The following is a 24861-nucleotide window of genomic DNA, read 5'->3' as shown; positions in this document are numbered from 1 at the left end:
TGAATGGTTTCTATAGACGAGACCATTCAGGCAGAGGGTTTCACTCCACCGACAGTTTTATGAAAGCTTTATGATAATGGGGGAGTGGGAGGGTAGGTGTATCTTTATCGTAATTCTGTCAGTCAACCTGCCAAAACAGTTCTATGTCAGCATCACCCGCAAGGTCGGGAGGGTTAGCCCCTCCCGTCCCAAGATTTTGCTTCGGCCAACAAGGCGTCTGACCGTGCTTCTACTGTCTGTTCAAGGCGGGACATGAACTCATCGCGCGGCAGGCCTGCTGGAATTGGCTCCAGAAACTCGACCACTGCCACACCCGGGCGACGGTACAGCCCACGGCGGGGCCAGAAATATCCGACATTTGTAGCGACAGGCACGCAGGTTTGACCCATTTGTTCGTACAAGGCTGCGGTTCCCTTTTTATAGGGGGCAGATACCCCCGGGGCCACGCGTGTGCCTTGGGAATAGATAATCAACTGACCGGCCTCGACATGCCCTGCTTTGACGTCTTCTAGCATTTTGGCCACAGCCGCGCCGCGCTTGCCGCGGTCAACGGCGTACATCTTCATCCGTTTTGCGTATTGCCCGATCACCGGCGTCCACAGGATTTCCTTTTTCATGATGAATTTTCCAAGCGGCACCGCCTGAAAGATCATCATAATATCTAGAAACGATTGATGTTTCGCGGCAATCAGGACCCCATCAACAGGGGGCGTGCCGCGCACTTCGCAACGCATACCAACCAGATGTTCGGCCAGCCACATGATAAACCGCGAATAGCTTTTGCAGCAGACATAGGCACCGCGCAGCGAAAACATGGCCCACGGCGCATAGACCAGCCCGAAAATTGGCATGGCAATTGTGGATATTGCGACAAACGCCAGCGATCGTATCCATTGGAGCATCAGGCAAGTTCCTTTAGCGTGCGTTTGGCGGCGGCACCCGTGGCGGCAAAGGCAACAGCCCCGGCCAGAAACGGGATCAACAATGGGACCAGCCAATGCCGTCCCTGAAAACCTAGCCCCGTCAAAAATCCGCCGACGTCCTCTGTACTGGGCAGCAGCACCATGGCCAGCATCCCCAGAACCGTGCCCGCGGCAGCCCCTGACAGGGCGCGAAAGGTGAAACGGCGAATAAAGGCTTGTGCGATGTAGCTGTCGGTGGCCCCAACCAGCCGCAGCACCGCGATCACCTGCGCATTTGCCGAGAGCGCCGCATTCGCGGCCAGCGTCACCATCGCGGCCAAAGTGGCCGTGATCAGGATCGTCGATATCCAGCCCAGCAGTTTCAACCGCGATGCGGCTTGGACCAGCGGCGCGCGCCAGCGGTTGTGATCGTCTAGAATGGCCCCCGGCACCTCAGCGGCCAATCGCAGGCGCAAGCCTTCGGGGTCCAACCCTTCGTTGTCCTCCACGATCTCGATCAGGCGCGGGACAGGCAATGCATCAATTGCCAGCTCTGCGCCGAACCATGGGGCCAGCAGCGCCTGTTGTTCAGCGTCCGTTAAGGCACGGGCAGAGGCGACGCCCTTGGTCGTTTCAAGAATGCGCAAAGCCGCTTCGGTTTGGGCGGCACGTTGATCAACGGGTGCCACCACCCGGATCGTCGCAGTGCGCGCCAATTCCTGCCCCCAGATCGTGGCCAAGCGGCCAGACGCCAATGAAAGCGCCAGCGCAAAGACCGCCAGAAATGCCATTGTCCCCGCCGCAAACAAGGTCAGTTGCGCAGTGAACCCCGAGGGCGGCACCACGCGGTCCGCTTGCCGGTCCCCTGTCCAAAGGGCTGCAATGGCAAATCGAAACATGTTCACAAATCCGCCCCCGCCAGTTGAATGCGCCGGTTGGCAATGCGCAACACGCGGGCTTGCACATGCGCCTTGGTGGCGCGGATCAGGCTCAGGTCATGGGTCGCGATCAACACGGTTTTGCCCATTTTGTTCAGTTCGATCAGCAGCCTTAGCAAGCGTTGCGACATTTCCCAATCGACGTTGCCGGTCGGCTCGTCCGCCAGCACCACATCCGGCGACATGATCACCGCACGGGCCAAGGCCGCGCGCTGCCGTTCCCCGCCCGATAACTCTGGCGGCAACGCGTCGGCACGGTTGGAGAGACCAACCCAGGCCAGCAGCTCTGACAGGTCATCGCCGCCGGTTTCGGCGTGCCGGCCGGACACCGTTAACGGCAGGCCGATATTTTCAGCAACCGACATATGGTTCAGGAACTGGCAATCTTGATGCACAACCCCCACACGGCGGCGCATCATCGCGATATCATCACGGTCTAGGCTGCGCGCATCTCTGCCAAACAAGGTCACGTGGCCAGCCGTCGGCAGCAACGCACCATAGCACAGTTTCATCAAGGTGGTCTTGCCCGCCCCTGACGGCCCCGTCAGAAAGTGAAACGAACCCGGTGCCAGCTTGACCGAGATATCGGACAAAAGCTCGCCTCCGCCGTAACTATAGGCCACGTTTTCAAATTCGATCACAGGCATATCCCATTTCGTTTGGACTGTTGTGCCTCAGCACCGCATGGGTTTCAATGCGCCCGAACACCCCACCCGACGAAGATTGCACTTTTACTGCCGTTTTCTAGGTCATATGGTGGCAAGCACGTGCAAACGATGGAGTTTTCAATGGGTACGGACGCGACATGAGATTGATCTGTCCCAATTGTGATGCGCAATACGAAGTGCCCGATGACGTCATGCCCACCTCGGGGCGCGACGTGCAATGCTCTAATTGCGGGCAAACCTGGTTCCAGCATCACCCTGATTATGAACCGGACGACACCCCCGGAGAGTTGGGCGACCCCGCGCCAACCCCGGACGAGGAAACAGCCACACCGCCACCAGCCGCGCCGCCGACCAAGCCCACGCCAACGCGCAAACAGTTGGACCCGTCGGTCGCAGACATCTTGCGGCAAGAAGCCGAAGCCGAAAAACTGGCCCGGCAAAGCAAGCAGGCTGAAGTGCTGGAAAGCCAACCCGATCTTGGTCTTGATGATACACCCGATGAACCCGACGCGGATGAACGCGCCCGCTTGGCCAAAGAACGCACAGCACGCTTGCGCGGTGACGCCACGCCGAGCGAACCCGTAGCGACGCCAAGTGCGGCGATGACTGCATCACGGCGCAATCTTTTGCCTGATATCGAGGAAATCAATTCGACGCTGCGCACCGGAAACGAGCGCCGCTCGGCGGACCCCGATCTGGAAGACACGACCATGGGTGCCGGTTCAAAAGGTCAAAGCGGGTTCAAGCGCGGCTTTGCCTTGGTTATCATATTGGCAGCGCTGCTTTTGGTTATCTACATCTTTGCCGCACAGATTTCATCGACGGTTCCCCAGCTTCAGCCGCTTCTTTCCAAATATGTTGCCACAGTAAATCAGGCGCGTGTGTCGCTGGACAGTTCAGTGCAAAGCGTTCTGCTGTGGTTAGAGGCGAAAGCTTCACAATCGGGCGGCTAAGCCCGCCAGACGGTGTTCAATCCTGACTTAAAAACGGTCCAACAACCTATTAAGGTAATCACGTTCGACCTCTGGGCGCTCTGTCTCTCCCGAACGGCGACGGATTTCATCCAGCAATTCGCGCGCGCGGCCATAGGCATCGTTATCCAACGCCAGATCCCCTTGCGTGCTTTCGCCCCCGTTTGACGATTGATCGCGCCCCAGCGGATCGCGCTGATCGGCCCGCTGATTACCCTCGGCATTGCCTTGACCCGCTTGTTGCTGCTGCTCTTGCGCTAGTGCGTCGCCTAGCGCGCGCATGCCTTCGCGCAGCGCTTCCATTGCGCGGGCTTGATCGTCGATGGCATCCGCCAGCTCGTTTTGGCGCAGGGCTTGTTCCGCATCATCCATGGCGCGGCCAGCCCGGTCCAATGCATCGCGCGCGGCCTCTCCCTCCGCCGATCCTTGGCCGGGCAAGCGTCCCTCTTGGCGGTTCAGCTCATTGCGCAGCGCTTGCTGACGTTCGGCGATGGAATCCTGTCCCGGCTGTTGACCCTCGCCCGGTTCTTGCCCTTGCTGTTGGCCGTCCTCTTCGCCCGGCTGATCCTGATTTCCATTGGGGTTGAACTGTTCTTGAAGATCACGAAACGCCTGATCGCTCAGCTCTTGCTGCTCTCGCAATGTATCCGCCAAGCCCTCCATCGCCTGCTCGCCGGGGCTTTCCCCGCCTTGGCCAGGCTGGCCTTCGGTGACGCGCATGTTCTCCATCATCTCTTGCAACTCGCGCAGCGCCTGTTCGGCCTCGGCCATGCGCCCTTGCTCCATCAGCTCTTGAATGCGGTCCATCATGCGTTGCAGATCGTCTTGGGTCATCTGCATTGTTTCGCCTTGCGGACCCTGCTGCTGCTCGCCATCTTGCCCTTCTTGGGCCTGCTGACGCTGCAATTGCTGCATGTACTCTTCCGTCGCACGGCGCAGCTCGTCCATCAGCTCGGCAATCTCTTCGTTGGACGCGCCGTTTTTCATCGCTTCGGCCAAACGCTCTTGGGCGCGCCGCATCCGCTCCAACGCGTCGGCCAACACCCCTTCCTCCAACTCAATCGCCAGGTCCCACAGGTCATCCGCGATCTCGGCTTGCAGGTCATCCGTCAGCCCGTATTTCGCGCGAATATCCAGCCGGTCAATCTGGCGACGCAAACGCAGGGCCGATGTCTCGGTTCGGAACACATCTTGCGGGCGGTACGACACCGCCTTGAGCAGTTGCACCAACCGCGGCGCATTCGCCTTTGACCACAGCAAATCACGGCGCTGTTCAATCACCGCAGCGGCCAGCGGATCGAAAAACCGCCGCCCCGGCAGGATCATGTCGCTGGGCGCGGTGCTAAATTGCTGCTCTGAGGCGTCCAACACGCTCAGGCTTATTTTTATGGGCAGGTTCGCCCACGGGTGCTTGGAAAAATTCTCGATCAGGTTTTCTTCGAAATTCGTGCGCTTGCCCGAGATCGGCATGGGCAGTGGAACAGTCACATCAGGCCGCGCGTCCGGCTCAATCGCCAGCCCATAGCGCCGGTCAACCGACGCCAGATCAAGGCTGATACGCGCCTCTCCAGCCTCAACGCCGTAATCGTCGCTGGCGGCAAAGGGCAGGCTCATTTCGCCCAACGCTGCGACCTGCGGCTCACCCGCTATCTCGACCTTTGGTGCCGCGTCGGGCAGCATCGCCACATCCCAGCTGCGCCCGCCGGGGCCGTCGATGCTAATCCCGCCGCTTTGGTTCACTTTGAAATCTAGAACCAAGGCCGGATCGTCCTCGGCCGCCTGCGCCTGCCCAGATACAGTCTCAGCCACCTCAAGTGCGCCAACCTCGCCGTACAGCCGCACGGTGATCAACGTGCCCTTTGGCAAGCTCAGCGGCCCTTCCTCAAGGTCGGCTAAATACAAGGTGGGCTTGCCAGTATAGCGCGGCGGCTCCGCCCAGCCTTCCCAAACCGGACCACTCGCCAGACCGCCAGCGCCGGGCACCATCCCCGCCACAGACCCCACCCGCAGGACAGAGCCGAATATCAACGCGACTGCGAAAAACAGAAGCGCGACATAGCGCAGGGCATAGGGATCACGCCGTGACACCCGCAGGTCAGCCGGCACCGCCCGCGCCCTTGCCGCCCGATCTGCCATGCGTTTTTGGTGGGCGCGCCACACCGCCATGGATGCCGCATCGCCCGCACCAATCGCCTGATCATCCATCAAAGCTTGAATAGGACGTCCCGGCAGGCTGGCGTCTAACCGCGCAAGCGCCTCGGCCCGGGTCGGGATATAAAAATTGCGAAACGCATAGACCATCGCCGCGCAGGCCGCGACAAACGCAACGACAGCGGCACCATAGACGACGTCTAAAACTACAACATCCTGCAGCCCCAGCATCAGCGCAGCAAGGACCAACAAGACGACAGCCAGTATCGGCCACAGCGCCCGAACTAGGCTTTCCGCCCACATTCCAGCCCATGTCAGCCGAAGCGGGCCGCGAATATTCGCAAGCCCGGGATGCTGATCATCGTCTTTGAATGGGGCCATTTACACCGATCTCCCGCGTGGCTGACACGCAGCGCGCGGTCAAAGCCATTCAGGGATGGTATCGCGATTTATCATTTCGTCAAAGGTCGGGCGTGCGCGAATAACCGCAAATTGATCGCCTTTGACCAACACCTCGGGAATAAGGGCGCGCGAATTGTATTCGCTGCTCATCACCGCGCCATATGCACCGGCACTTCTGAAGGCGACCAAATCACCCGCCGCCAACTGTGGCATCATCCGTTGCTTGGCAAAGGTGTCACCGGATTCGCAGACCGGGCCAACGATGTCATAGGGTTGCTGCTCGGCCCCTGCGGCGGGTTCAACCACCGGCACGATATCATGATACGCCTCGTACATCGCAGGGCGGATCAGGTCGTTCATCGCACCGTCAAGAATCAGGAAATCGCGCCCTTCGCCAGACTTCACATAAATAACTTCGCTGACCATCAGCCCCGCATTCCCCGCGATCAAACGACCCGGTTCAATCTCGATCTCACAACCCAAATGGCCCAGCTTGCGCTGCACCATCGCGCCATAGTCACTGGGCAAGGGTGGTGCCTCATTGCTGCGCTCGTATGGGATACCCAGACCGCCGCCCAGATCAAGACGTTTGATCGTATGACCGTCGGCGCGCAACACTTCGGTCAGCTCGGCAACCTTGTCATAGGCCATCTCGAACGGGGCCAGATCGGTCAACTGGCTGCCGATATGCACGTCGATCCCAATCACCTCTAGGCCCGCCATAGCGGCAGCCATGGCATACACCTCGCGCGCACGCGCAATGGGGATGCCAAATTTGTTCTCGGATTTGCCAGTCGCGATCTTAGCATGAGTCTTGGCATCAACATCCGGGTTCACACGAATGGTGATTGGCGCGACCACGCCCATGGATTGCGCAACAGCGTTCAGCACTTCCATCTCAGGCTCTGATTCCACGTTGAACTGCCGAATACCACCCTCAAGCGCCAACCGGATTTCAGCGGCGGTTTTGCCCACGCCGGAAAACACGATTTTATCGCCCGGCACGCCTGCGGCCTTGGCGCGCAGATATTCCCCGGCTGACACAACATCCATGCCCGCACCCGCTTGGGCCAAAGTCTGCAAAACCGCTTGGTTGGAGTTCGCCTTCATCGCGTAGCACACCAGATGGTCCATCCCGTCCAACGCGTCATCAAACGCCTTGAAATGCCGCAACAAAGTCGCGGTGGAATAAACGTAAAACGGTGTCCCTACCGCTGCTGCGATCTCGGCAATGGCGACATCCTCAGCGAACAGCGCACCGTCGCGATACAGGAAATGATCCATCTTCTCTGGCTCCCAAATATCCCCGCCGGAGGCTCCGACGCTATTTTACAGGGGCCGACCGCAGAAATAGATACAAAGGCAGGCCACAGCTTACCCCAATACCAAAGGTTGCGGGAATGGCAATCAGCGCCAGCCAATTTCGCCGGACTGCGACCTCGGCGATGATCCAAACGGTCAGGGTGACAGCGGCAATGGTCAAATCCCAGACCAGCCCGCTGGACGCCGCATTCGCATGCCACGCGTCCACCATCCCCATGAGATCAACACCGTTGGCGCTGAACCAAGTGATGAAATAATACATCGGATGAATGGCACCCCAGATGGCCAGCGCCAAATATATCATCCGCAAAATCGACATTCTAAAAATTCTTAACCACGCCAAATTCGGCAGAGCCCGAAACAGATACCCCCGGCTCAGTCGCCGAGGGTTGCTGGCGCTGGTGCGGCGGTTTCGGCTCTCCGTCCGCGCCACAAGCCGCGAGGGTTATCAACATGACAATCGCGATGGCGCGTTTCATCCAAGGATCCCTTTCCAACGGGCTACCTGCGCGCGGACCTGCGCGGGCGCGGTACCCCCGTATGACATACGCGAATTGACGGAATTTTCCACACCAAGCACGTCAAACACATCCGCAGTAATCCCGTCATGGGCGGCTTTCATCTGCTCCAGCGTCAGATCAGGCAAGTCGCAGCCGTTCTTTTCGGCCAGCGCCACCAGCGATCCGGTGATGTGATGCGCATCGCGGAAGGGCAGGCCCAACACCCGCACCAACCAGTCGGCCAGATCGGTCGCGGTCGAGAAACCGGACCCCGCCGCCGCAGCAAGACTGTCGCGGTTGGCAGACATGTCTTTGACCATGCCTTCCATCGCGGCCAGCGCCAGCATCAGGTTATCGGCAGCGTCGAATACCTGTTCTTTGTCTTCCTGCATGTCCTTGGAATAGGCCAGCGGCAGCCCCTTCATCACCATCATCAGCGCCACATTGGCCCCCATGATGCGACCGATCTTGGCGCGGATCAGCTCTGCCGCGTCGGGGTTTTTCTTTTGCGGCATGATGCTGGACCCGGTCGAAAACCGGTCCGACAGGGTCACGAAACGGAACTGCGCCGACGACCAGATCACCAGTTCCTCGGCAAAGCGGCTAAGGTGCATGGCGCAAATCGACGCCGCCCCAAGGAATTCGAGCGCAAAGTCACGGTCGCTGACCGCGTCCAGCGAATTGGCCGACGGGCGGTCAAAGCCAAGCGCCTGCGCCGTCATGTCGCGGTCGATGGGAAAGGACGTGCCAGCCAGTGCAGCAGCCCCCAAAGGCGACTCATTCATACGCGTACGCGCATCGCGCATCCGGCTTAGATCGCGACCAAACATCTCGACATAGGCCATCATATGGTGGCCCCACGTCACGGGCTGCGCGGTTTGCAAATGGGTGAAACCGGGCATCACCCAATCGGCCCCGGCCTCTGCCTGACCCAACAATGCTTGGATCAGCGCCAACAAACCGCTTTCGGCGGCGTCAAACTGGTCGCGGGTCCAGAGTTTGAAATCTGTCGCAACCTGATCGTTCCGCGACCGGCCCGTGTGCAAACGGCCAGCGGGTTCGCCAATCACCTCTTTCAGGCGCGCCTCGACGTTCATGTGGATGTCTTCCAGCGCGGTCGAATAGGCAAATGTGCCACCTTCGATCTCTGACAAGACCGTGAGGAGGCCTTTCCGAATGGCATCGGCATCGCTATCACTGATGATGTCTTGTGCAGCCAACATGGCGGCATGGGCGCGCGACCCGGCAATGTCCTGGGCGGCCATACGCTGGTCAAACGAGATCGAGGCGTTGATCGCCTCCATGATCGCGTCTGGTCCGGCGGCAAAACGGCCACCCCACATTTTGTTCGAAGTCGTATCGGTCATCAGGCAACCCCTCGGAGGGAAAATGAAAAAGATAATGCTCGCGCTCGTTTATACGGCCCTAGCGGTCGGTGCAAACCCCAGCTTTGCGCAAACGGCCGACATCGCGGCATTGCGGGATGGCGACATGAAGAAATTGGTCGTGCATGACGCGCCTGTGGCCACCTCAACGGTCGCCTTTGATCTGGCTGACAATGCAGGCAGCGCCACCCTAGAAGACTGGCGCGGAAAGTTTGTGCTGTTGAATTTCTGGGCCACATGGTGTGCGCCCTGCCGCAAGGAAATGCCGCAGTTGAATGCCTTGCAAAAGGAATTCGGCGGTGATGATTTCAGCGTGCTGACCCTCGCCACGGGCCGCAATTCGCCCGAAGGGATCAAACGGTTCTTTGAGGAAGCCGGCGTTGACAGCCTGCCCCGTCACCAAGACCCTAAACAGGCACTGGCCAGCCAGATGGGCGTCTTTGGTCTGCCGATCACAGTGATCCTAGACCCCGAAGGGCGCGAAATCGCGCGGCTGCGCGGCGATGCGGATTGGTCAAGCGACAGCGCCAAGGCGATTATCAAAGCGTTGATCGACAGCCGCGCGGACAGCTAAGCGGTTTCGGGGCCACTGTGTCGCGGCCCGAAAGTCATTACGCAGCGTGTTGCAGGATCGCCGCCTCGGACATCGACAGGTTTCTGCGGGCATAGCGACCATAGCTTTGCGGATCAGAGTTGAGGTAGGGGTAATGCGCGACCAAACGTTCACGGTCCTTGGCATCCAGACTGTCCAGCGCCGCCGATGCGGGATGAAAGCTTTCAGTCTCGACGCCGTTCGCCCACATGATCTGATGCTGGTCCAGCAGCAGATGAATATAGGTCACCTCGCGCAGATACGCATCAATCGTGACGCTTGAACCATTCACCAAATCTCGCGCCGTCACCAACACCTCGCTGGTGTTGAACAGACTTTGCGCCGCGTCACCGGTGATCAACATGCGATGGCTGGGCGAGACCAGCAAATCCTGATCCGGACGGGCAAGCCCCAAGGCATTGGCGTGAAACCGCACGGGGCGCAGTTGCGGCATCGTAAACAGGCGCGCGCCGCTCATCCGGCGTTTGCCGATCCAGCGCACCGGCTGCACGCCGTTGTCTTTGGTCTGCACCAGATCGCCTTCGTGCAAGTCTTCGATCCGCGCCAGACCATCCGCAGTGCGGATCAACGTGCCGGGTGTGAAACAAATCACCCCGCCATTTTGCTGGGCGACTTTGTCCAACGACGTGGTGCTGAGGCTGTGGTGCACGACCCACAGGTCGCAATTGCGCGGGGGGATATCATCGATAAACATCAAAAGCGGCTGCTTGCCACCGCCGACCTCGATCAGTGTGACGGTATAGCTTTTGCCGCCATCGGTAACGACAAAACTGTTATCCATCAGTGTGTTAAAGGGATCATCGCTGTGGTCTTTACGCGGTTTGGGCGCGTCTTTATCCAACGCCGCACCGACTAGCCGATGCACCATACGCGCCGCGCGCTTGCGAAGTTCTTCTGCACCGTCTGCCTGATCCAGTCGCAAAACGTCAGATGGCCCGTCAACGCGTATCGCGTCGCCTCGCCATGCCCATGCTGCCCCTACCTCAAGGGATTGCACCGGCGCGGCTTCAAGCCCGTCTATGTCTGTCTGCGACCAGCTAATGACAAACGTGCCTCGAAAGCCCGTTTTCACCACTGTTCTGCTGCCTCATCGTGTTTTTATTACCGTTAGAGTAGCAAAGACCGTGAGATATGCAAAGACTGTAACTGCCAAATTTTCACACGCGTTGCAAAAAGCGGGCAGGCCAGTCTGCAAAACGGCAGGTTAGACGAGGTAAACCATAGGTTGTGACGTCATTTTAGAATGACAAGTTGATGCGCACCGAGCCTACGACCTGATCATCGGGCTGGGTTTCATATTCTTTCCCCAACCATGTCGCGCCGTAAAAAATCGATGCGTTTTTGCCCTGCCAATGCACACCCAGCCGCACGCGGTCACGGTGATCGGTCAGCATATAACCGCGGTTTTCTGGCAAAAACGTGCTTTCGCTGACATAGGCGACATCGGCCCCCGCAACAAAGCTATAGCCCTCGACCTTGTCCTTCTGGATCACGCGGTAGCGGTGCCCGGATGTACTATCGCGCACGAAAAACGCATCCTTTGCTGCCGCCCCGAATGTCACATCGAACCCTGCGCGCATCATCGTCTCGATACCCGCTTGGCCTTCAATAAACGGACGTATGGCTTTGTTCTCCCCAAGCGGGATCGTGCGCGCGGCCTCGACCAGAACGGTGGGATGAAAGCCGTTTTCGATCTGGCTGTCCAAGGTGCTCTCGCTCGGAGGCGGGTCGCCGATCAGCTCGTGGAGTTCGCGTTGAAAGCTGCCCAAGCCGGTCTGCGGGCCGGTCACGTAAAGCGATGCACCGACAGCGTATTCAATGTCCTTGGGCTTGAAATGGGTATGTATCCCAGCCGATATGGCCCCGGCCCACGGGCGCGACCCTGAGGAGGGATTAGCGAGGTTTGCAGGTGCCAGCACCTCGAACCCCAAGCGAAATTCAACCAGTTCACCAAGGTTCTTGGGCAATGCGCCCGTCCATTCCGGCCCCCACACCCGTGACGACTGCACCGCGCCGGTCCGCTCGCGGTCTTGCAGATCGCCAAGATAGTCGTTGGTGATCAAGCGCCCATACCCAAGATATTCGCGCCCTTCTGCGGCCCCGGCCTGCGGCAGGGACAATAGAAAAATCACGGCGGCGGCGATGGCCTTGAGCATCCTTGGGCTCTCCTGTGTTGGACCCGATTGGACAGCGCAGCCTTTAGGGTCACCAGATTCGATGCTGCACATTGGCAACGCGATACCATCTAACGGGGAAATACGTCCAGAATTGGGCCGCTCATATTTGAAATCAAATGCCCCGAAGTCATTCCCGAAACATTGCAAGACGCACACAAATCGCTAACGTAACGACAACAATAATCAGCTGTAGGTGCCCCATGTCAGACGCAAAATCGCAACCTTCCCGCCGGATTGTATCCTCACGCCACTTGGCCGAGGGCGAAGGATGGGAGGCGTCCGAGCTCGAGTACGGGATGATCATCGCCTATAACGCCTTCAGCCGCTGGATGTCGCGCTGCATGACGGCGGCGGGCAATTCCGATCTGACGCCTTTGGAAATTCTGGTTCTGCACAACACAAATCATCGGGGTCGCGAAAAACGTCTGACCGACATCTGCTTTATGCTGAACATCGAGGACACGCATACAGTCAACTACGCCCTGCGTAAATTGCTCAAGTCCGACCTGCTTGAGGCCGACAAGCGCGGCAAAGAAGTGTTTTACCGCACCTCAGCCGCCGGTGCCGAACTGATCGAGGCGTATCGCGCGGTGCGCAATACTTGCCTGATCGACAACCTAAATCGCACGGATATGAAAGGCGATGATCTGCGGGATATCGCCGCCCATCTGCGCGCGATTTCCGGCCAATATGATCAGGCCAGTCGCGCAGCTGCGTCGCTTTAGCGGCCCAACTGGCTGGCCGCGCGGGCAAGTTCCGTGATCGCGGCCCAGTCACCTTTGCGCACCAGCGCGTCGGGGGCGACCCAGCTGCCGCCTGCACAAACGACGTTCGGCAATGACAGATAGCTTTCAGCGTTGGCCGTGCTAACCCCGCCCGTGGGGCAAAACCGGATTTGCGGCAGCGGCGACGCAAGCGATTTCAACGCAGGTGCCCCGCCAGATGCTTCTGCGGGAAAGAACTTGAGCATGTCATAGCCACGTTCCAAAAGGCGCATCGCCTCGGACGCGGTGGCAGCACCGGGCAGCATCGGCAAATCAAGGTCTTCGGCGGCTTGCAGCAAGATATCTGTCGCCCCCGGCGAGACACCGAATTTCGCACCCGCATCAACCGCACGTTTCACATCATCCGGCGTCAACAATGTGCCTGCGCCGACAACACCGCCTTCGACCTTGGCCATTTCGGCGATCACTTCCAATGCGGCATCGGTGCGCAATGTCACCTCTAGCGCGGGCAGGCCACCAGCGATTAACGCCTCGGCCAACGGGCGGGCGTGAGCCACATCATGTACCACCAAAACCGGTACGATCGGGGCCAGTTTGCAAATATCATAGGCAGCGGCGCTTGCGTCTTGCGGGGTCATAGGGATGGTCCTTTGTTCAGTTCAAATGCTGCTGGCACCGGTATCGGCGGCACCGACAGTTTTGCGGAAATTCGCGAACAGCTCTCGGCCTTGGCCGTATTCATTGCCCGATAGATCGGCGGTGGCAAGCGCGCGGTCCAGCGCACCGGGCGTTGTGACCTCGAGCACGCCATCACGGGCATCCACCCGGATCATATCGCCGTCTTGGATGCGGGCAATCGGGCCACCATCCAACGCTTCGGGGCAGACATGGATGGCGCTAAGCACTTTGCCAGACGCGCCAGACATACGGCCATCCGTAACCAACGCAACCTTTAGCCCCCTGGCTTGCAAGTTCGCCAGCACCGGCGTCAGGCTGTGCAATTCGGGCATACCGTTGGCCTTTGGCCCCTGAAAGCGGACAACCACGACAACATCGCCGGTGAATTCACCGTTTTTATACGCCTCTTTCACCGCTTCTTGATCGTGGAACACCCGCGCGGGTGCTTCGACGATGCGGTGTTCAGGCTTCACCGCAGACACTTTGGTCACAGCATTGCCCAAGGACCCCGACAAACGTTTAAGCCCGCCCGTTGGCTGGAAAGGGTCACCCATGGGACGCAGGATTTTGTCATTCAACGTCTCTGTCGGGCCAGCGACCCATTCAACCGCACCGTCTTTCAGCTTGGGGTCTTGGGTATAGCGATCCAGCCCGTCACCGGCGATGGTTTTCACGTCGTCATGCAGCAACCCGCCGCCGAGCAACTGACCAATCATATAGCCCAGACCACCGGCCGCATGAAAATGGTTCACATCGGCCAGACCGTTTGGATAGACCCGCGCCAGCAGCGGGGTCACATCGGCCAGATCGGAAAAATCCTGCCAGTCCAGAATGATCCCGCCTGCGCGCGCCATCGCGACCAGATGGATCAATAGGTTCGTCGACCCGCCCGTCGCATGCAGCCCCACGATGCCGTTTACATATGCTTTCTCGTCCAGCACGTCGCAAACCGGCGTATAGCTGTTGCCCAAGTGGCTGATCGCCAAGGCCCGCTGCGTCCCCGCAATCGTCAGGGCGTCACGGAGCGGCGTGTTGGGGTTCACAAAGGATGCACCCGGCAGGTGCAGGCCCATGAATTCCATCAGCATCTGGTTGGTGTTGGCCGTGCCATAGAATGTGCAAGTACCCGGCCCGTGATAGGCCGCCATCTCTGACGCCATCAGCTCTTCTCGGGTTGCATCGCCCGAGGCAAAGCGTTGACGCACTTCAGCCTTCGCATCGTTCGAGATGCCCGAGGTCATCGGACCCGCTGGCAAAAACACCGCTGGTAAATGCCCAAATGCTTGGGCGGCAATGACCAGCCCCGGCACGATCTTGTCGCAGACCCCCAGATAAATCGCGGAATCGAACGTGTTGTGGCTTAACCCCACGCCTGCTGCCATGGCGATGATATCACGCGAAAACAGGCTCAGCTCCATCCCCGCCGTCCCTTGGGTCACGCCATCGCACATCGCAGGAACGCCGCCTGCAACCTGTGCTGTGCCGCCCGCCGCACGGGCCGCATCCCGGATAAGTTCGGGAAAACGTTCGAACGGCTGATGCGCCGACAGCATGTCATTATAGGTGGTGATGATGCCGATATTGCCCGTGGATTGCGTTGCCAGTGCTGCTTGGTCCGCGCCAGCCCCAGCATAGGCATGAGCCTGCCCGCTGCATGACAAATGCGCCCGTGCGGGACCGGCCTCAGCTGCGCCGTGCATGCGGGCCAGATATGCCTGACGGCCTGCACCGCTTCTTTCGATGATGCGGTCGGTGACGCGGGCGACGGTTTCATTCAGCATAACTATTCCCTCACTATCAATCTGGGCTGTCAAAGATGGGATTGCTCGATTAATGTTAGCGCTAACTTAACATTAAAGCAGGTGTTTTGTAAATGCACTTGCTCAAACGCTTTTGCGCCAAGCGGGAAAATATCCTTTCCCCCACAAAACAGGTATCTTAGACAAGCCCCATGATGGATCAACACCCCCCCTTTATCATTGGCGTCGATGGCGGCGGAACCGGTTGCCGCGTTGTGGTGGGCACCGCCCAAGACGGCATACTGGCCGAGGCCAAAGGCGGCCGCGCCAATGTCAGCACCAATTTTGACGAGGCGATTAAGCATATTCTGGAAGCGACCCATGCTGCGGTAAAGGACGCGGGCCAGGACGTTGCGCAAATAAGCCAAGCGGTTGCACATCTCGGGCTGGCGGGCTTCACCGGGCCCGACATTGGTAAACGCATCGCAAACGCCCTGCCCTTTGGCAAAAGCGTGGTCACCGAAGACACGACAACCACGATTGTCGGGGCCATCGGTGCCGAGGACGGATATGTTGTGGCGCTTGGCACTGGCACGATCATTGCGCGGCAACGCGCGCAGGCACAAACCTGCATTGGCGGCTGGTGTTATCAGGTGTCCGATCAAGCGTCCGGCGCATGGCTGGGACATGGCGCGTTGGAACAGACGTTGTTGGCTGTTGACGGCATCGTGCCGGCAAGCCCCCTATCGGATCGGATGCTAGACAAATTCGGCGGTGCGGCTGGCATCGTGCAGTTCAGTCTCAAGGCCCGCCCGGGCGATTTTGGCACGCTTGCACCAGATGTCGTCGAAACCGCAGTTGCGGGCGACCCGATTGGTACATTGCTGATGCAGCGCGGTGCGGATTACCTGCAAAAGGCGCTGGCCGCGCTGGACTATCACACGAATGATTTGCTGTGTCTGGCAGGCGGGGTCGGGCCGCATTATGCGCCCTACCTTCCCGCAGAAACGACTGCCAATCTGGTCTCTGCAAAAGGGCGGGCTGTCGATGGTGCCTTTGCCCTCGCCAAAAGCGCGGCGGCGCAATGACCCAAGCGCGGTCGGCCTATATCGGCGCGCGCATTTACGATGGCGCGGCCCTGCGGGACGACCATGCGTTGTTGGTGCTGTCGGACGGAACCACCCGCATCACCGCCCCCCAAAATCTGCCAAGCGAATGCCCAACACATACCCTTGACGGGGGAACACTGCTCTCGGGGTTTGTGGACCTGCAAGTTAATGGCGGCGGCGGCGTGATGTTCAACGATGCCCCGACGGTGGAAACCCTTGCCACCATCGCAGCCGCGCATCGCGGGTTGGGCACGGTGGCGATCCTGCCCACGTTGATTACCGATACGCCCGCCCAAACCGCGGCTGCGATCAAGGCGGTGATAGACGCCATTGACCAACACATCCCCGGCATCGCGGGTCTGCACCTAGAAGGGCCACATCTTAGCGTGGCGCGCAAAGGCGCGCATGACGGCACCCTGATCCGCCCGATGCAAGACAGCGATCTGCGCGGGCTTTTGGATGCCGCCGACCACATTCCCAATCTGATGGTCACGGTGGCCCCGGAGAATGTGACCAATACGCAGATCAAGACGATGGCGGATGCGGGGATCATCGTATCGCTGGGCCACAGCGATTGTGATTACGACACCGCCATGGCGGGCTTTGACGCAGGCGCACGCTGTGCCACCCATCTGTTCAACGCGATGAGCCAAGCACAAGCGCGCGCGCCCGGTCTGGTGGGTGCTGCGCTTAACCACCCAATGGCGGCCTGCGGGCTGATTGCCGATGGTGTGCATGTGCACCCCGCGATGATCCGTGCCGCATTGGCTGCAAAGACGGGGCCAAGCGATATTTTCCTCGTGACCGACGCCATGGCGACGGCTGGGTCGGACATTACCAGCTTTCAGCTGAACGGTCGTGAAATTTTACGCAAAGATGGTAGGCTCACGCTAGCAGACGGCACCCTCGCTGGCGCTGATGTGACAATGCCGCAAGCGATCCGCGTGCTGGTCGATGATGTCAAAGAGCCGCTTGAAAAGGCGCTGGCACGCGCAACCACGATCCCTGCTGGCATGTTGCGCAACCCGCCCTCGCGTGATCGCGTTGATGATCTGCTGTGGCTTAGCCAAGACATGACCCAGACGCGCTGGATCACTGAACTGTAAAAGCGGCCCAAGGTTTCCCCTGCGCCGCCCTATCTTCACTTATCGCGCAACGCCGCCATGATCTGATCATAGGCTTCGCGTGCTTTGATGCGCATTTCATCGTCGGTGGCATCCTGAATGGGATGTGGCACCAAGACGTATCGCGCACCTTCCATACCTAACGCTTTGCGCTGCGTTTCAGCAGCTTGGCCAAAAGCGCTTGAGGCGACGGAAACAGATGGGATCCCCTGGATTTCAAACCAGACTGTATCGTGCATACTGCACGTGGTACATGATCCTCAGTCCGCCAATGCCTCGACCAAGAAGTCGCATTCATCGCGAATTTGATGGCGCAATGCGTCAGGGCACGGCTTGGCAAATGTCGGCTTGGTATAGCGCCGGATTTCCACACCGGGCGCGCCTTCGGCCAACAAACGGTCCAGTTCATCCAGCAGGATATTGCCGCGTGGCTTGCTAATGTTCAGCAGCCCCACAACCCCCTGCACAGACCCAGATCGTTCGGCAATCTGACGCGCGACCGGGATGCGTTCATCCGTCGGGTCGAGAATTATTGTCATTCATGTCCTCCTCTTATACCTATGTTATCCCAGATCGATCTTTCTGGAAACGGAAATTGACCCTACAGCCCCCGTGGCCCAGCCGTGAAAGACCGACGAAAACTTGCCGGCATCGCCGCCTGCGACGACGATGTGGATATACTCTTTGCCTGCAAATTTCGGGGCCAGCTGCGCCAGTTTTTCCGGCCCCATCTTTTCGGCATCGGCAACGGGGATACCCGCGCCCGAATGATCGTCCTGCACCATTTCGCTTAAGGGCCGGGATGTGACCTCTTGAATGCGGTCGCGCAGCCGGTCTTTGGAGTATTCCCCGTCAACGGTCAGCGTGTTGATGTGTTCGGGGCACACGACCAGTAGCGCATCGATGGGCAGGTTGTGCAGCTTGGGCATGAACACCCCCTCAAGCCCCTGCCCCAGCGACCCGGCAATCTGATCCGGTTTGCGCGACGTTTGGTCGACGATATGCACTGGGCCGCCGGTCATGGCAAAAACGGTCACGACCGAATCTTCGGCCTTGAACCCACGTTCAACATGCAGCGGTTCCCACGGCGACACGGCCTCATTCTCGGCAAAGCACATGGTGTATTTCATCGGGTTGCCAAGGGTGGATCGTTCAACGCCCCCCGTCGTCGCACCGCCGACATTGCGGATCACCAACCGCAACGCGCGCCCGATTGTGGCGTTGGCCCGGTTGCCTGCCCCCATCGCGCCAAGGCCCGCGTTCATGCCGATTTTCTCCACCACCGGACCGTTCACAATCACGACCGTGGCCGCCCCCATTGTGGTTGCTGTGACCCCGTGGATGTTAAATTCGTCGGTGCAAACGGCCTCCACCGCGGCGATCACCACAGGCAGGTATTCCGGCTTGCACCCCGCCATCACCGCATTGATCGCGATCTTTTCAACCGTGCCGACGCCCATGTTCGGGGGCACGGTTGCCACCACGTCTTGGGGGTCGCGGTGTGTGCCTGCCAACATCCGCATCACCCGTTCAGGCGTGGGTGGCACCAGTGGCAAACCATCCGAAAACCCCTGATCGAACATGAACTCCGCCACATCATCACCGCTGGCGACCTCAACCTTGCGGGCACGCAAAACGCTGCCGTCTGCCTCGGCGCGCAGCTTGTCGTAAATCTCGGGGTCAAAGTGTTTTGACCCGCAACCGGGCCGCCACGCGGGCAGGCTGTCCCAATCAATCTGCGCTGCGGGCTGCCCGGTTTCTGTTGCGATCTGATCTGACAACGCTTGCCAGTCATCGCGCACAAACCCTTCGAATTTGGTGACGACAGTGCCGTCGGCATCAATCCAGAACACGGCGGGCACGATTTCGATGTCCCAGTCAAACGACGCCTTGCAGCCCGCGTCCCCCAACACGGGCAGCGTCAGGCCGTGACGCTGCGCGAAATCTGCGTTCTTATCACCTGATTGCCCCAACACGACCATGTCGATACCACTGCCGTAGCCCTTGAACAGCCCCTCAAGAACCGGGCCCGCGATGTTGCAGGTTTCGCAATCCTCTTTCACGAAACACACCAAACTTGGGCCAGTGCCATCAAAAGCGTGGGCTGTCCCGTCAAGATTATTAAGTGTGAAAGCCCGCGCCGCGTCGATCATCTGCCACCCTCCCAAGTATGCATTTGCATATTGATGGTGATTTCTACGGAATGTCCAGAAACTTGGCGGAGGTGGATGGGAATCGAACCCACCACACGCCTTGTCGACGCGTCCATGGTTTTGAAGACCAGGGAAGCCACCAGACTCCAGTCACCTCCGTTTGGGCGGACCCTAACGGCACGTGTAGGCGGGCGAAAGATCAATCCGCAGGCTGTGCCATCACACGCAGGTCGCCATCACGCTGCGTCACTTTTTCCGCGTCAAAATATTCAAGCAACGGAACGATGAATTTGCGGCTGGTGCCCAATGCTTCGCGCGCCTGGCCCGTGGTGAACAGCGTCGGCGGGGGGAAGGCGTCGCGCAACGTTTTCGCAGCTTGGGCGACTGATTTCACGTGAAAAACCAGCCGTTGGTTCAGACCGATATTCATCGTGGCAATAGCCGTTTGATCGGCAATCAACAGCTCGACCAGATCAGCGTCGTCACTGTTCTGCACGATCTCGCTTAGGCTGGGCGGCATGGTGCCGCCGTCCCTCAGCCGCGCCTCAATCTCGGCCATCCGGTCCCGTTGCAATGGTGTCATCGCCGCAGCAGGGTCATGGGCGGCCAGCCCGATCTGCCCCTCGGCCACGTGGATATCGCCCGCCACAGCCAAGCTGTTTTCAACATATCGGGTCAGGATCAGCGACTGTGTGCGGCCCACGATTTTGGCGCGGGGGGCAAAGCGTTTAAGCGGGTGCGCCGCATGGAACTCTTTCAGATTTGAAAGCAGATCGTTCTGCACGTCCTTGACCGTTTGCGACGATGCGATCCACCCGGTATCAACCTCCTCGAACGCGCTCCCCAGCGTTGCCAACATGCGCCCTGCATCGCACCGCGATATCCGCGCGACGTCCGCCAGCTTTGCACTGCCCCGACCTTGTGCGCAAAGCGCATTGGCAAGTGCAAAGACATCACCACCAGAGGCCGCCTGCATCACCGCCAAGCGCAGCCTGTCACCGGATTTCGCGCCGGTTGAAACCGGATCAAGCACCACAGCGCCGCCAATCGTCTCGGCAGGTGACAAGCTGCGAACGATCATCCGCTGACCGGCATAGCCCGTGACTGGTTTGCTAAAACGTAACTGCGCGAATGCGCTATGTCGTTGTTCAACCTGCCCCCCGCCCATCAGCCGTAGGGTCGCGACCGTATGGGTCGTGCCAAACAGCACCCTGATGTCGGTCATGTGCTTGATCGGTTTCGCCGCATCCGCCAGCAGCGTCAGCTCCACATCCATGCAATCGCTCGGCACGCACAGCCCGTCAGCGGCCAGAACATCGCCGCGCGCAATCTCCTCAGCCGCGATGCCACGAAGATTGACCGCGGTGCGTTCCCCATGGGTAACCTTATCGCGGGCCGCGCCGCGCGATTGCAGCCCGCGGATCGTCACCGACCGGTTTTGCGGGTGCAGGGTGAAGGGATCAGACGGGGACAGATCACCGCCCAGCAAGGTCCCTGTTACGACGGTTCCCATACCTTGCACCGTAAAAACGCGGTCAACGGGCAGGAAACTACCGGTGGGGTTTTGGGCGGGCGTGGGCTCGGCAAGCAGCGCCTCTAACCGCTGGTGTAACGTCTGGATACCCGCATCTAAATCCGCAGAAACGGGGATCAATTCGACATCTCCCAGCCCCAATTTCTGAAGCCCTTGGTGGATCATTTCAACGCGTGCATTCAGATCATCAGGGGCCAACAAATCACCCTTGGTCACGGCGACAAACCGGACGCGGACGCCGAGCAACCTCGCAATACGCAAATGCTCAAGCGTTTGGGTGGCGATCCCGTCGACGGCGGAAACCACCAGCAGCGCCGCCTGCGCACCTGTTGCCCCAGTGACCATCGCGCGGATAAAATCCTCGTGGCCCGGCGCATCGATCAGGTCAACGGTACCGGATGGGTAACGACAATAAGCAAAGCCCAGATTGATCGACAGCCCGCGTTGCTTTTCCTGCGCCAATGTATCGGTTTCCATACCCGTCAACCGGCGCACCAGCGTGGTTTTCCCGTGATCCACATGGCCGATCACGATGACGCAGGCAGAGGTCATTTCGCGTGCGCTTGGCCGATTGCATCCACGATCAGCGGCAGCTCTGCATCCGTCACGGTGCGCATATCCAGCAAAACCTGATCTTGATGAATGCGACCGATTACCGGCACCGTCGCACGGCGCAATGCATCGGCCAAGGCGTCTGCCGTCATGTCAGGATGGGCAATGCTGACCGCAAAGCTTTGCAGCCCTTGTTGCGGCAGCGACCCGCCCCCGACAAAGGCGTCAGATGGCATGACCGAGGTGGCAACCAGACCGTCTAGCAGCCCCGTCAGCACATCGGCCCTCGCCTGCACATCGGTCAAAGGCTCTGACAGCATTTTAAGCACGGGAACGGATTCAAACGGATCATGCGGCGCGCGGTAGAGACGCAAAGTTGCCTCGAGCGCTGCGAGGGACAGCTTATCGATCCGCAGCGCGCGCAGCAGGGGATGCGAGCGGAGTTTTGCAATCACATCGGCCTTGCCCGCGATAATGCCGGCTTGCGGTCCGCCCAGCAATTTGTCGCCGGAAAACATCACCACATCAACGCCGGCCTTTAGGATATCCGCAACAACGGGTTCGTCCGTCATCCCATAGGGCGACAGATCGATCAGAACACCGCTGCCCAAATCCTCCATCAAAATCAGGTTCCGGTCTTGGGCCAGTTTGGCAAGATCACTGCGGGCTGGGGCCGACGTAAAGCCGACGATCTTGAAATTACTGGTGTGGCTTTTCAGCAAAACGGCAGTGTCATCATCAATAGCTTCGGCATAATCGCTTAGCCGGGTTTTGTTGGTCGCACCGACTTCGCGCAGGACGGCACCGCTTTGCGCGATGACATCGGGCAGCCGGAATGATCCGCCGATCTCGATCAGCTCCCCGCGCGAGGCGACGACCGTGCGCCCCATCGCCGTGCCCATCAGACCCAGCACAACGGCGGCGGCGCAGTTGTTCACAATCAACGCCGCCTCTGCGCCCGTCAGCTCGCAAATCAGCGCCTCTGCATGATCATAGCGAGAGCCGCGTTTGCCGGTGGTCAGGTTCAGTTCGAGGTTTGATGCGTTCAGCCCGACGTCATGCATGGCTTGGATCGCTTGCGGCGCAAGGCGGGCGCGGCCCAGATTGGTGTGGATGATAATGCCCGTCGCATTCACCACGGCACGCAGGTTCATATGCCGATCTTGCTCGATCATCTTCCGCAAGCTGTCGGCAAAGGCATCGCCCGCAAAATCAGGAAGCTGCACCAGATCGCCCTTGGTGATCGCGCGGCGCAGGTCGGCCAAGGTCGTGCGCAAGGCGGCGACAGTTTCATCACGGCTATAGGCATCGATCACCGCGCCTATGGCGGGATAGGCCAGCATCGCCTCGATCTGGGGCAGTTGTCTAAGTTGATCGTTCACGCAAGCACCCGCCCTTTGATACCGCTCAGTCTATCCCCGTGGCGGACAAGGGCAAGGCGGATCAAGAATTACATCGCGTCTTTGACGGCCAGATCAGCCATTTCAAGCGCCGCTTCGCGCGTAGACGCAACGGCGATGAACAGACCGTTGTGGCAGAACTTCGCGCCTTTTACACCGCAAGCAGCCTCAAGCGCATCATCCGTCAGACCGGCCCATGCGGCGGGCAAATCGGCGCGCTGCTCGAACCCGTCGCCGCTCAGGCGAATGCCGGTGATCGCCCAATCGCTGTCCCTTGGGTGGACGACGAAGAGCAAATGATCGGCCCCGGCTGTCTCAATCGCTTTGCGGAATGGCATGCCCATGGGCAGTTCCAACACGCGCGACGGGCCCGCTTGGGCGATAGCTTCCAGCACAACGGCCTCGGCACGGCGCTTGGCCGCTTTGCCTGCAATCGACCCTTCGATAAAGGCGCGGGCAATCGGCAGGGCGGCGGCAAAAGCGCGATCATCCGCATCGGCGCTGCGGTCATCAAACACCGGTTTGAGCGTGCCCAACAGCGCGGGCAAAGTCAGCCCGGCAAGTTGACCGGCGGTTGCGGGGGCCAGATCGCCGTTGTCGACCAGATCAATCGGCAGAACAAACCCGTTGTCAAAGCTGCTATGGATGTCATCGATATCAGCGTCAGGCACACCAAAGTCGCGCAGATAATCGCGCCCGTAATGCGCCCAGATCAACCCGAATGAGCTGTAAGGCTGGCCATCTTCGCGAAGGGGATTAGGGCGTTGGTGGTGATCGAATATTTGCGCATCGGCGTCATATTCGCGGCCCACGTCATAGATGATTTTATCCGGTGCAGGTGTCGTCCAAGCAGTATCGCGGCTGCGCACCAGCTCGGCCTGCGGAAAAAGACGCGTCAGAATGACAGAGGACAGCAATTCATCAGCATGAAAACCGCCGGAATGCGTAACAAGATGGGTAATGGTCATGTGCGGCCTTTAAAATAATATGCTGAACAGCGGCTGAAAAAAGCAAGACGCCACCCGATGGGAAGCGTCTTAGGCATGGTCATTCCGTTGATATAGGTGGCGGGCTTAGTGGGTCCAGGCACCGCGGCGGGCTGTAGCAAAGTTTTCACCATAGCCACCGGGCCGAATGTTGGACCGGCGCTTGTGCGGCTCTTGCACGAGGGCATCGATGCCGTGTGCAACCGCATATTCAACGGCTTCTTCTTTGGTATCGAACCGCAGTCTGACCTGCGTTTGCGTATCGTTGGACGACGTCCATCCCATCAAAGGATCAACCTCGCGCGCGGTTTCTTGATCAAACTCAAGCAGCCAAACGTGCGTTTTGGCTGTGCCAGATGACATTGCTGTTCGTGCCGGTTGGTAGATGCGAGCGCGCATGGGTAATTCTCCGCTGTGGTGGCGTACGTATCGGACATTTAGGCCAAGGTATCAAGTTATCACTGGCATTTGTAAATAAAACACCTTGCAAATGCTGCACTGCGGCATACCTTAGTCACAGCCCATCGGAGCACCTGTATGAATCCCCTGAATTTATTCGCCCTAAATACCCAATTTGCGTCGCTATTGTTTGATACGCAGGCGGTGATGACCCTGCGGATTCTTGGGATGGCAGGGTTAATGCCACATGCCAGCGGCGAAAATTCACGAATGGTCAAAGAAAAAGGCCCCGCGATGGCCCAAGCGTATAAATCCGCAACCAAGGCCGCAATGGCTGGCGGCAGCCCCGATCAGATCATGACGGCGGCGATGGCACCCGTCAGCAAAAAGGTACGGGCCAACCGCAAGCGCCTCACAAAATAACAGCTATGC

The 24861-nt window shown here is 59.3% G+C and carries 24 protein-coding genes and 1 tRNA gene; 6 read left to right on the top strand and 19 right to left on the bottom strand.

Annotated elements, in window-relative coordinates; translation table 11 throughout:
• Positions 1-173 precede the first annotated feature (173 nt).
• Genes AADJ11_RS04330 through AADJ11_RS04320 form a run of 3 tightly spaced genes read right to left on the bottom strand, consistent with a single transcriptional unit; the run spans position 174 to position 2481 of the window.
• A complete protein-coding gene (locus AADJ11_RS04330) occupies positions 174-902 on the bottom strand; it encodes a lysophospholipid acyltransferase family protein (protein WP_341233312.1) in 729 nt (242 codons plus the stop codon).
• On the bottom strand, positions 902-1801 hold the full coding sequence (locus AADJ11_RS04325; RefSeq protein WP_341233311.1) for an FtsX-like permease family protein: 900 nt from the start codon (positions 1799-1801) through the stop codon (positions 902-904). Before AADJ11_RS04325 ends, AADJ11_RS04330 begins: the two co-directional genes overlap by 1 nt.
• Positions 1802-1803: 2 nt before the next feature.
• Positions 1804-2481, bottom strand: coding sequence for an ATP-binding cassette domain-containing protein (locus tag AADJ11_RS04320; RefSeq protein WP_341233664.1), 678 nt, complete (start codon positions 2479-2481; stop codon positions 1804-1806).
• A gap of 164 nt (positions 2482-2645) precedes the next feature.
• On the opposite strand from AADJ11_RS04320, the gene AADJ11_RS04315 reads away from it, so the two are divergent.
• Positions 2646-3461, top strand: coding sequence for a zinc-ribbon domain-containing protein (locus AADJ11_RS04315; RefSeq protein ID WP_341233310.1), 816 nt, complete (start codon positions 2646-2648; stop codon positions 3459-3461).
• A 27-nt stretch (positions 3462-3488) separates the two neighbouring features.
• Here the strand turns inward: AADJ11_RS04315 and AADJ11_RS04310 are convergent, their stop codons facing one another.
• The 5 genes from AADJ11_RS04310 to argH are packed head-to-tail and all read right to left on the bottom strand — an operon-like array spanning position 3489 to position 9222.
• Positions 3489-6011 carry a TIGR02302 family protein gene (locus tag AADJ11_RS04310; protein ID WP_341233309.1) on the bottom strand — a complete coding sequence of 841 codons (2523 nt, stop codon included), beginning with the start codon at positions 6009-6011 and terminating at the stop codon, positions 3489-3491.
• Between the two features lie 39 nt (positions 6012-6050).
• Positions 6051-7316, bottom strand: coding sequence for a diaminopimelate decarboxylase (gene lysA, locus AADJ11_RS04305; protein WP_341233308.1), 1266 nt, complete (start codon positions 7314-7316; stop codon positions 6051-6053).
• Between the two features lie 40 nt (positions 7317-7356).
• Positions 7357-7674: a DUF2834 domain-containing protein gene (locus AADJ11_RS04300; protein ID WP_341233307.1), complete on the bottom strand. Its 318-nt coding sequence runs from the start codon at positions 7672-7674 to the stop codon at positions 7357-7359.
• Position 7675: 1 nt separating this feature from the next.
• Entirely contained in the window at positions 7676-7834 is a 159-nt protein-coding gene (locus AADJ11_RS04295) for an argininosuccinate lyase (RefSeq protein WP_341233306.1), read from the bottom strand.
• A complete protein-coding gene (gene argH, locus AADJ11_RS04290) occupies positions 7831-9222 on the bottom strand; it encodes an argininosuccinate lyase (protein ID WP_341233305.1) in 1392 nt (463 codons plus the stop codon). Before argH ends, AADJ11_RS04295 begins: the two co-directional genes overlap by 4 nt.
• 22 nt (positions 9223-9244) lie before the next feature.
• Here argH and AADJ11_RS04285 point away from each other — a divergent pair, with 22 nt between their 5' ends.
• On the top strand, positions 9245-9814 hold the full coding sequence (locus AADJ11_RS04285) for a TlpA disulfide reductase family protein (RefSeq protein WP_341233304.1): 570 nt from the start codon (positions 9245-9247) through the stop codon (positions 9812-9814).
• Positions 9815-9851: 37 nt separating this feature from the next.
• On the opposite strand, the gene AADJ11_RS04280 is transcribed toward AADJ11_RS04285, so the two are convergent.
• Entirely contained in the window at positions 9852-10925 is a 1074-nt protein-coding gene (locus AADJ11_RS04280; RefSeq protein WP_341233303.1) for a Hint domain-containing protein, read from the bottom strand.
• Positions 10926-11091: 166 nt separating this feature from the next.
• Positions 11092-12009, bottom strand: coding sequence for a lipid A-modifier LpxR family protein (locus AADJ11_RS04275; RefSeq protein WP_341233302.1), 918 nt, complete (start codon positions 12007-12009; stop codon positions 11092-11094).
• 221 nt (positions 12010-12230) lie between these two features.
• Here AADJ11_RS04275 and AADJ11_RS04270 point away from each other — a divergent pair, with 221 nt between their 5' ends.
• Positions 12231-12755, top strand: coding sequence for a winged helix DNA-binding protein (locus tag AADJ11_RS04270; RefSeq protein ID WP_341233301.1), 525 nt, complete (start codon positions 12231-12233; stop codon positions 12753-12755).
• Here the strand turns inward: AADJ11_RS04270 and eda are convergent.
• Entirely contained in the window at positions 12752-13393 is a 642-nt protein-coding gene (gene eda, locus AADJ11_RS04265) for a bifunctional 4-hydroxy-2-oxoglutarate aldolase/2-dehydro-3-deoxy-phosphogluconate aldolase (RefSeq protein ID WP_341233300.1), read from the bottom strand. The two genes, AADJ11_RS04270 and eda, sit on opposite strands and share 4 nt — an antisense overlap.
• Positions 13394-13414: 21 nt before the next feature.
• Positions 13415-15214: a phosphogluconate dehydratase gene (gene edd / locus AADJ11_RS04260; RefSeq protein ID WP_341233299.1), complete on the bottom strand. Its 1800-nt coding sequence runs from the start codon at positions 15212-15214 to the stop codon at positions 13415-13417.
• 170 nt (positions 15215-15384) lie between these two features.
• On the opposite strand from edd, the gene AADJ11_RS04255 reads away from it, so the two are divergent.
• Both AADJ11_RS04255 and nagA read left to right on the top strand, forming a co-directional pair.
• The gene (locus tag AADJ11_RS04255; protein ID WP_341233298.1) at positions 15385-16260 is read left to right on the top strand and encodes a BadF/BadG/BcrA/BcrD ATPase family protein; all 876 of its coding nucleotides are present in this window, start codon (positions 15385-15387) and stop codon (positions 16258-16260) included.
• Positions 16257-17387: an N-acetylglucosamine-6-phosphate deacetylase gene (gene nagA, locus AADJ11_RS04250; RefSeq protein ID WP_341233297.1), complete on the top strand. Its 1131-nt coding sequence runs from the start codon at positions 16257-16259 to the stop codon at positions 17385-17387. The genes AADJ11_RS04255 and nagA overlap by 4 nt, the downstream gene beginning before the upstream one ends.
• A gap of 35 nt (positions 17388-17422) precedes the next feature.
• Here the strand turns inward: nagA and AADJ11_RS04245 are convergent, their stop codons facing one another.
• From AADJ11_RS04245 to AADJ11_RS04215, 7 genes are all read right to left on the bottom strand, one after another.
• Positions 17423-17944 (bottom strand): UGSC family (seleno)protein, encoded by a 522-nt coding sequence (locus AADJ11_RS04245; RefSeq protein WP_341233296.1) that lies wholly within the window; start codon positions 17942-17944, stop codon positions 17423-17425.
• 24 nt (positions 17945-17968) lie between these two features.
• On the bottom strand, positions 17969-19558 hold the full coding sequence (locus AADJ11_RS04240) for a redoxin domain-containing protein (RefSeq protein ID WP_341233295.1): 1590 nt from the start codon (positions 19556-19558) through the stop codon (positions 17969-17971).
• Between the two features lie 63 nt (positions 19559-19621).
• Positions 19622-19716: transfer RNA gene (locus tag AADJ11_RS04235), tRNA-Sec, on the bottom strand.
• Between the two features lie 41 nt (positions 19717-19757).
• The gene (selB, locus tag AADJ11_RS04230) at positions 19758-21644 is read right to left on the bottom strand and encodes a selenocysteine-specific translation elongation factor (protein ID WP_341233294.1); all 1887 of its coding nucleotides are present in this window, start codon (positions 21642-21644) and stop codon (positions 19758-19760) included.
• Positions 21641-23026: an L-seryl-tRNA(Sec) selenium transferase gene (gene selA, locus AADJ11_RS04225; RefSeq protein WP_341233293.1), complete on the bottom strand. Its 1386-nt coding sequence runs from the start codon at positions 23024-23026 to the stop codon at positions 21641-21643. The genes selB and selA overlap by 4 nt, the downstream gene beginning before the upstream one ends.
• Positions 23027-23094: 68 nt before the next feature.
• Positions 23095-24012: an MYG1 family protein gene (locus tag AADJ11_RS04220; protein WP_341233292.1), complete on the bottom strand. Its 918-nt coding sequence runs from the start codon at positions 24010-24012 to the stop codon at positions 23095-23097.
• A 105-nt stretch (positions 24013-24117) separates the two neighbouring features.
• Positions 24118-24429, bottom strand: a complete 312-nt coding sequence (locus AADJ11_RS04215) for an ETC complex I subunit (protein WP_341233291.1) — start codon at positions 24427-24429, stop codon at positions 24118-24120.
• A 138-nt stretch (positions 24430-24567) separates the two neighbouring features.
• Here AADJ11_RS04215 and AADJ11_RS04210 point away from each other — a divergent pair, with 138 nt between their 5' ends.
• Positions 24568-24852, top strand: coding sequence for an antifreeze protein (locus tag AADJ11_RS04210; protein WP_341233290.1), 285 nt, complete (start codon positions 24568-24570; stop codon positions 24850-24852).
• Positions 24853-24861: the final 9 nt, after the last annotated feature.

The organism is uncultured Sulfitobacter sp., assembly GCF_964021855.1.
Taxonomy (GTDB): Bacteria; Pseudomonadota; Alphaproteobacteria; order Rhodobacterales; family Rhodobacteraceae; genus Sulfitobacter.
The sequence above is the reverse complement of the archived record's forward strand: the minus strand, read 5'-3'. Positions and strand labels throughout refer to the sequence as shown.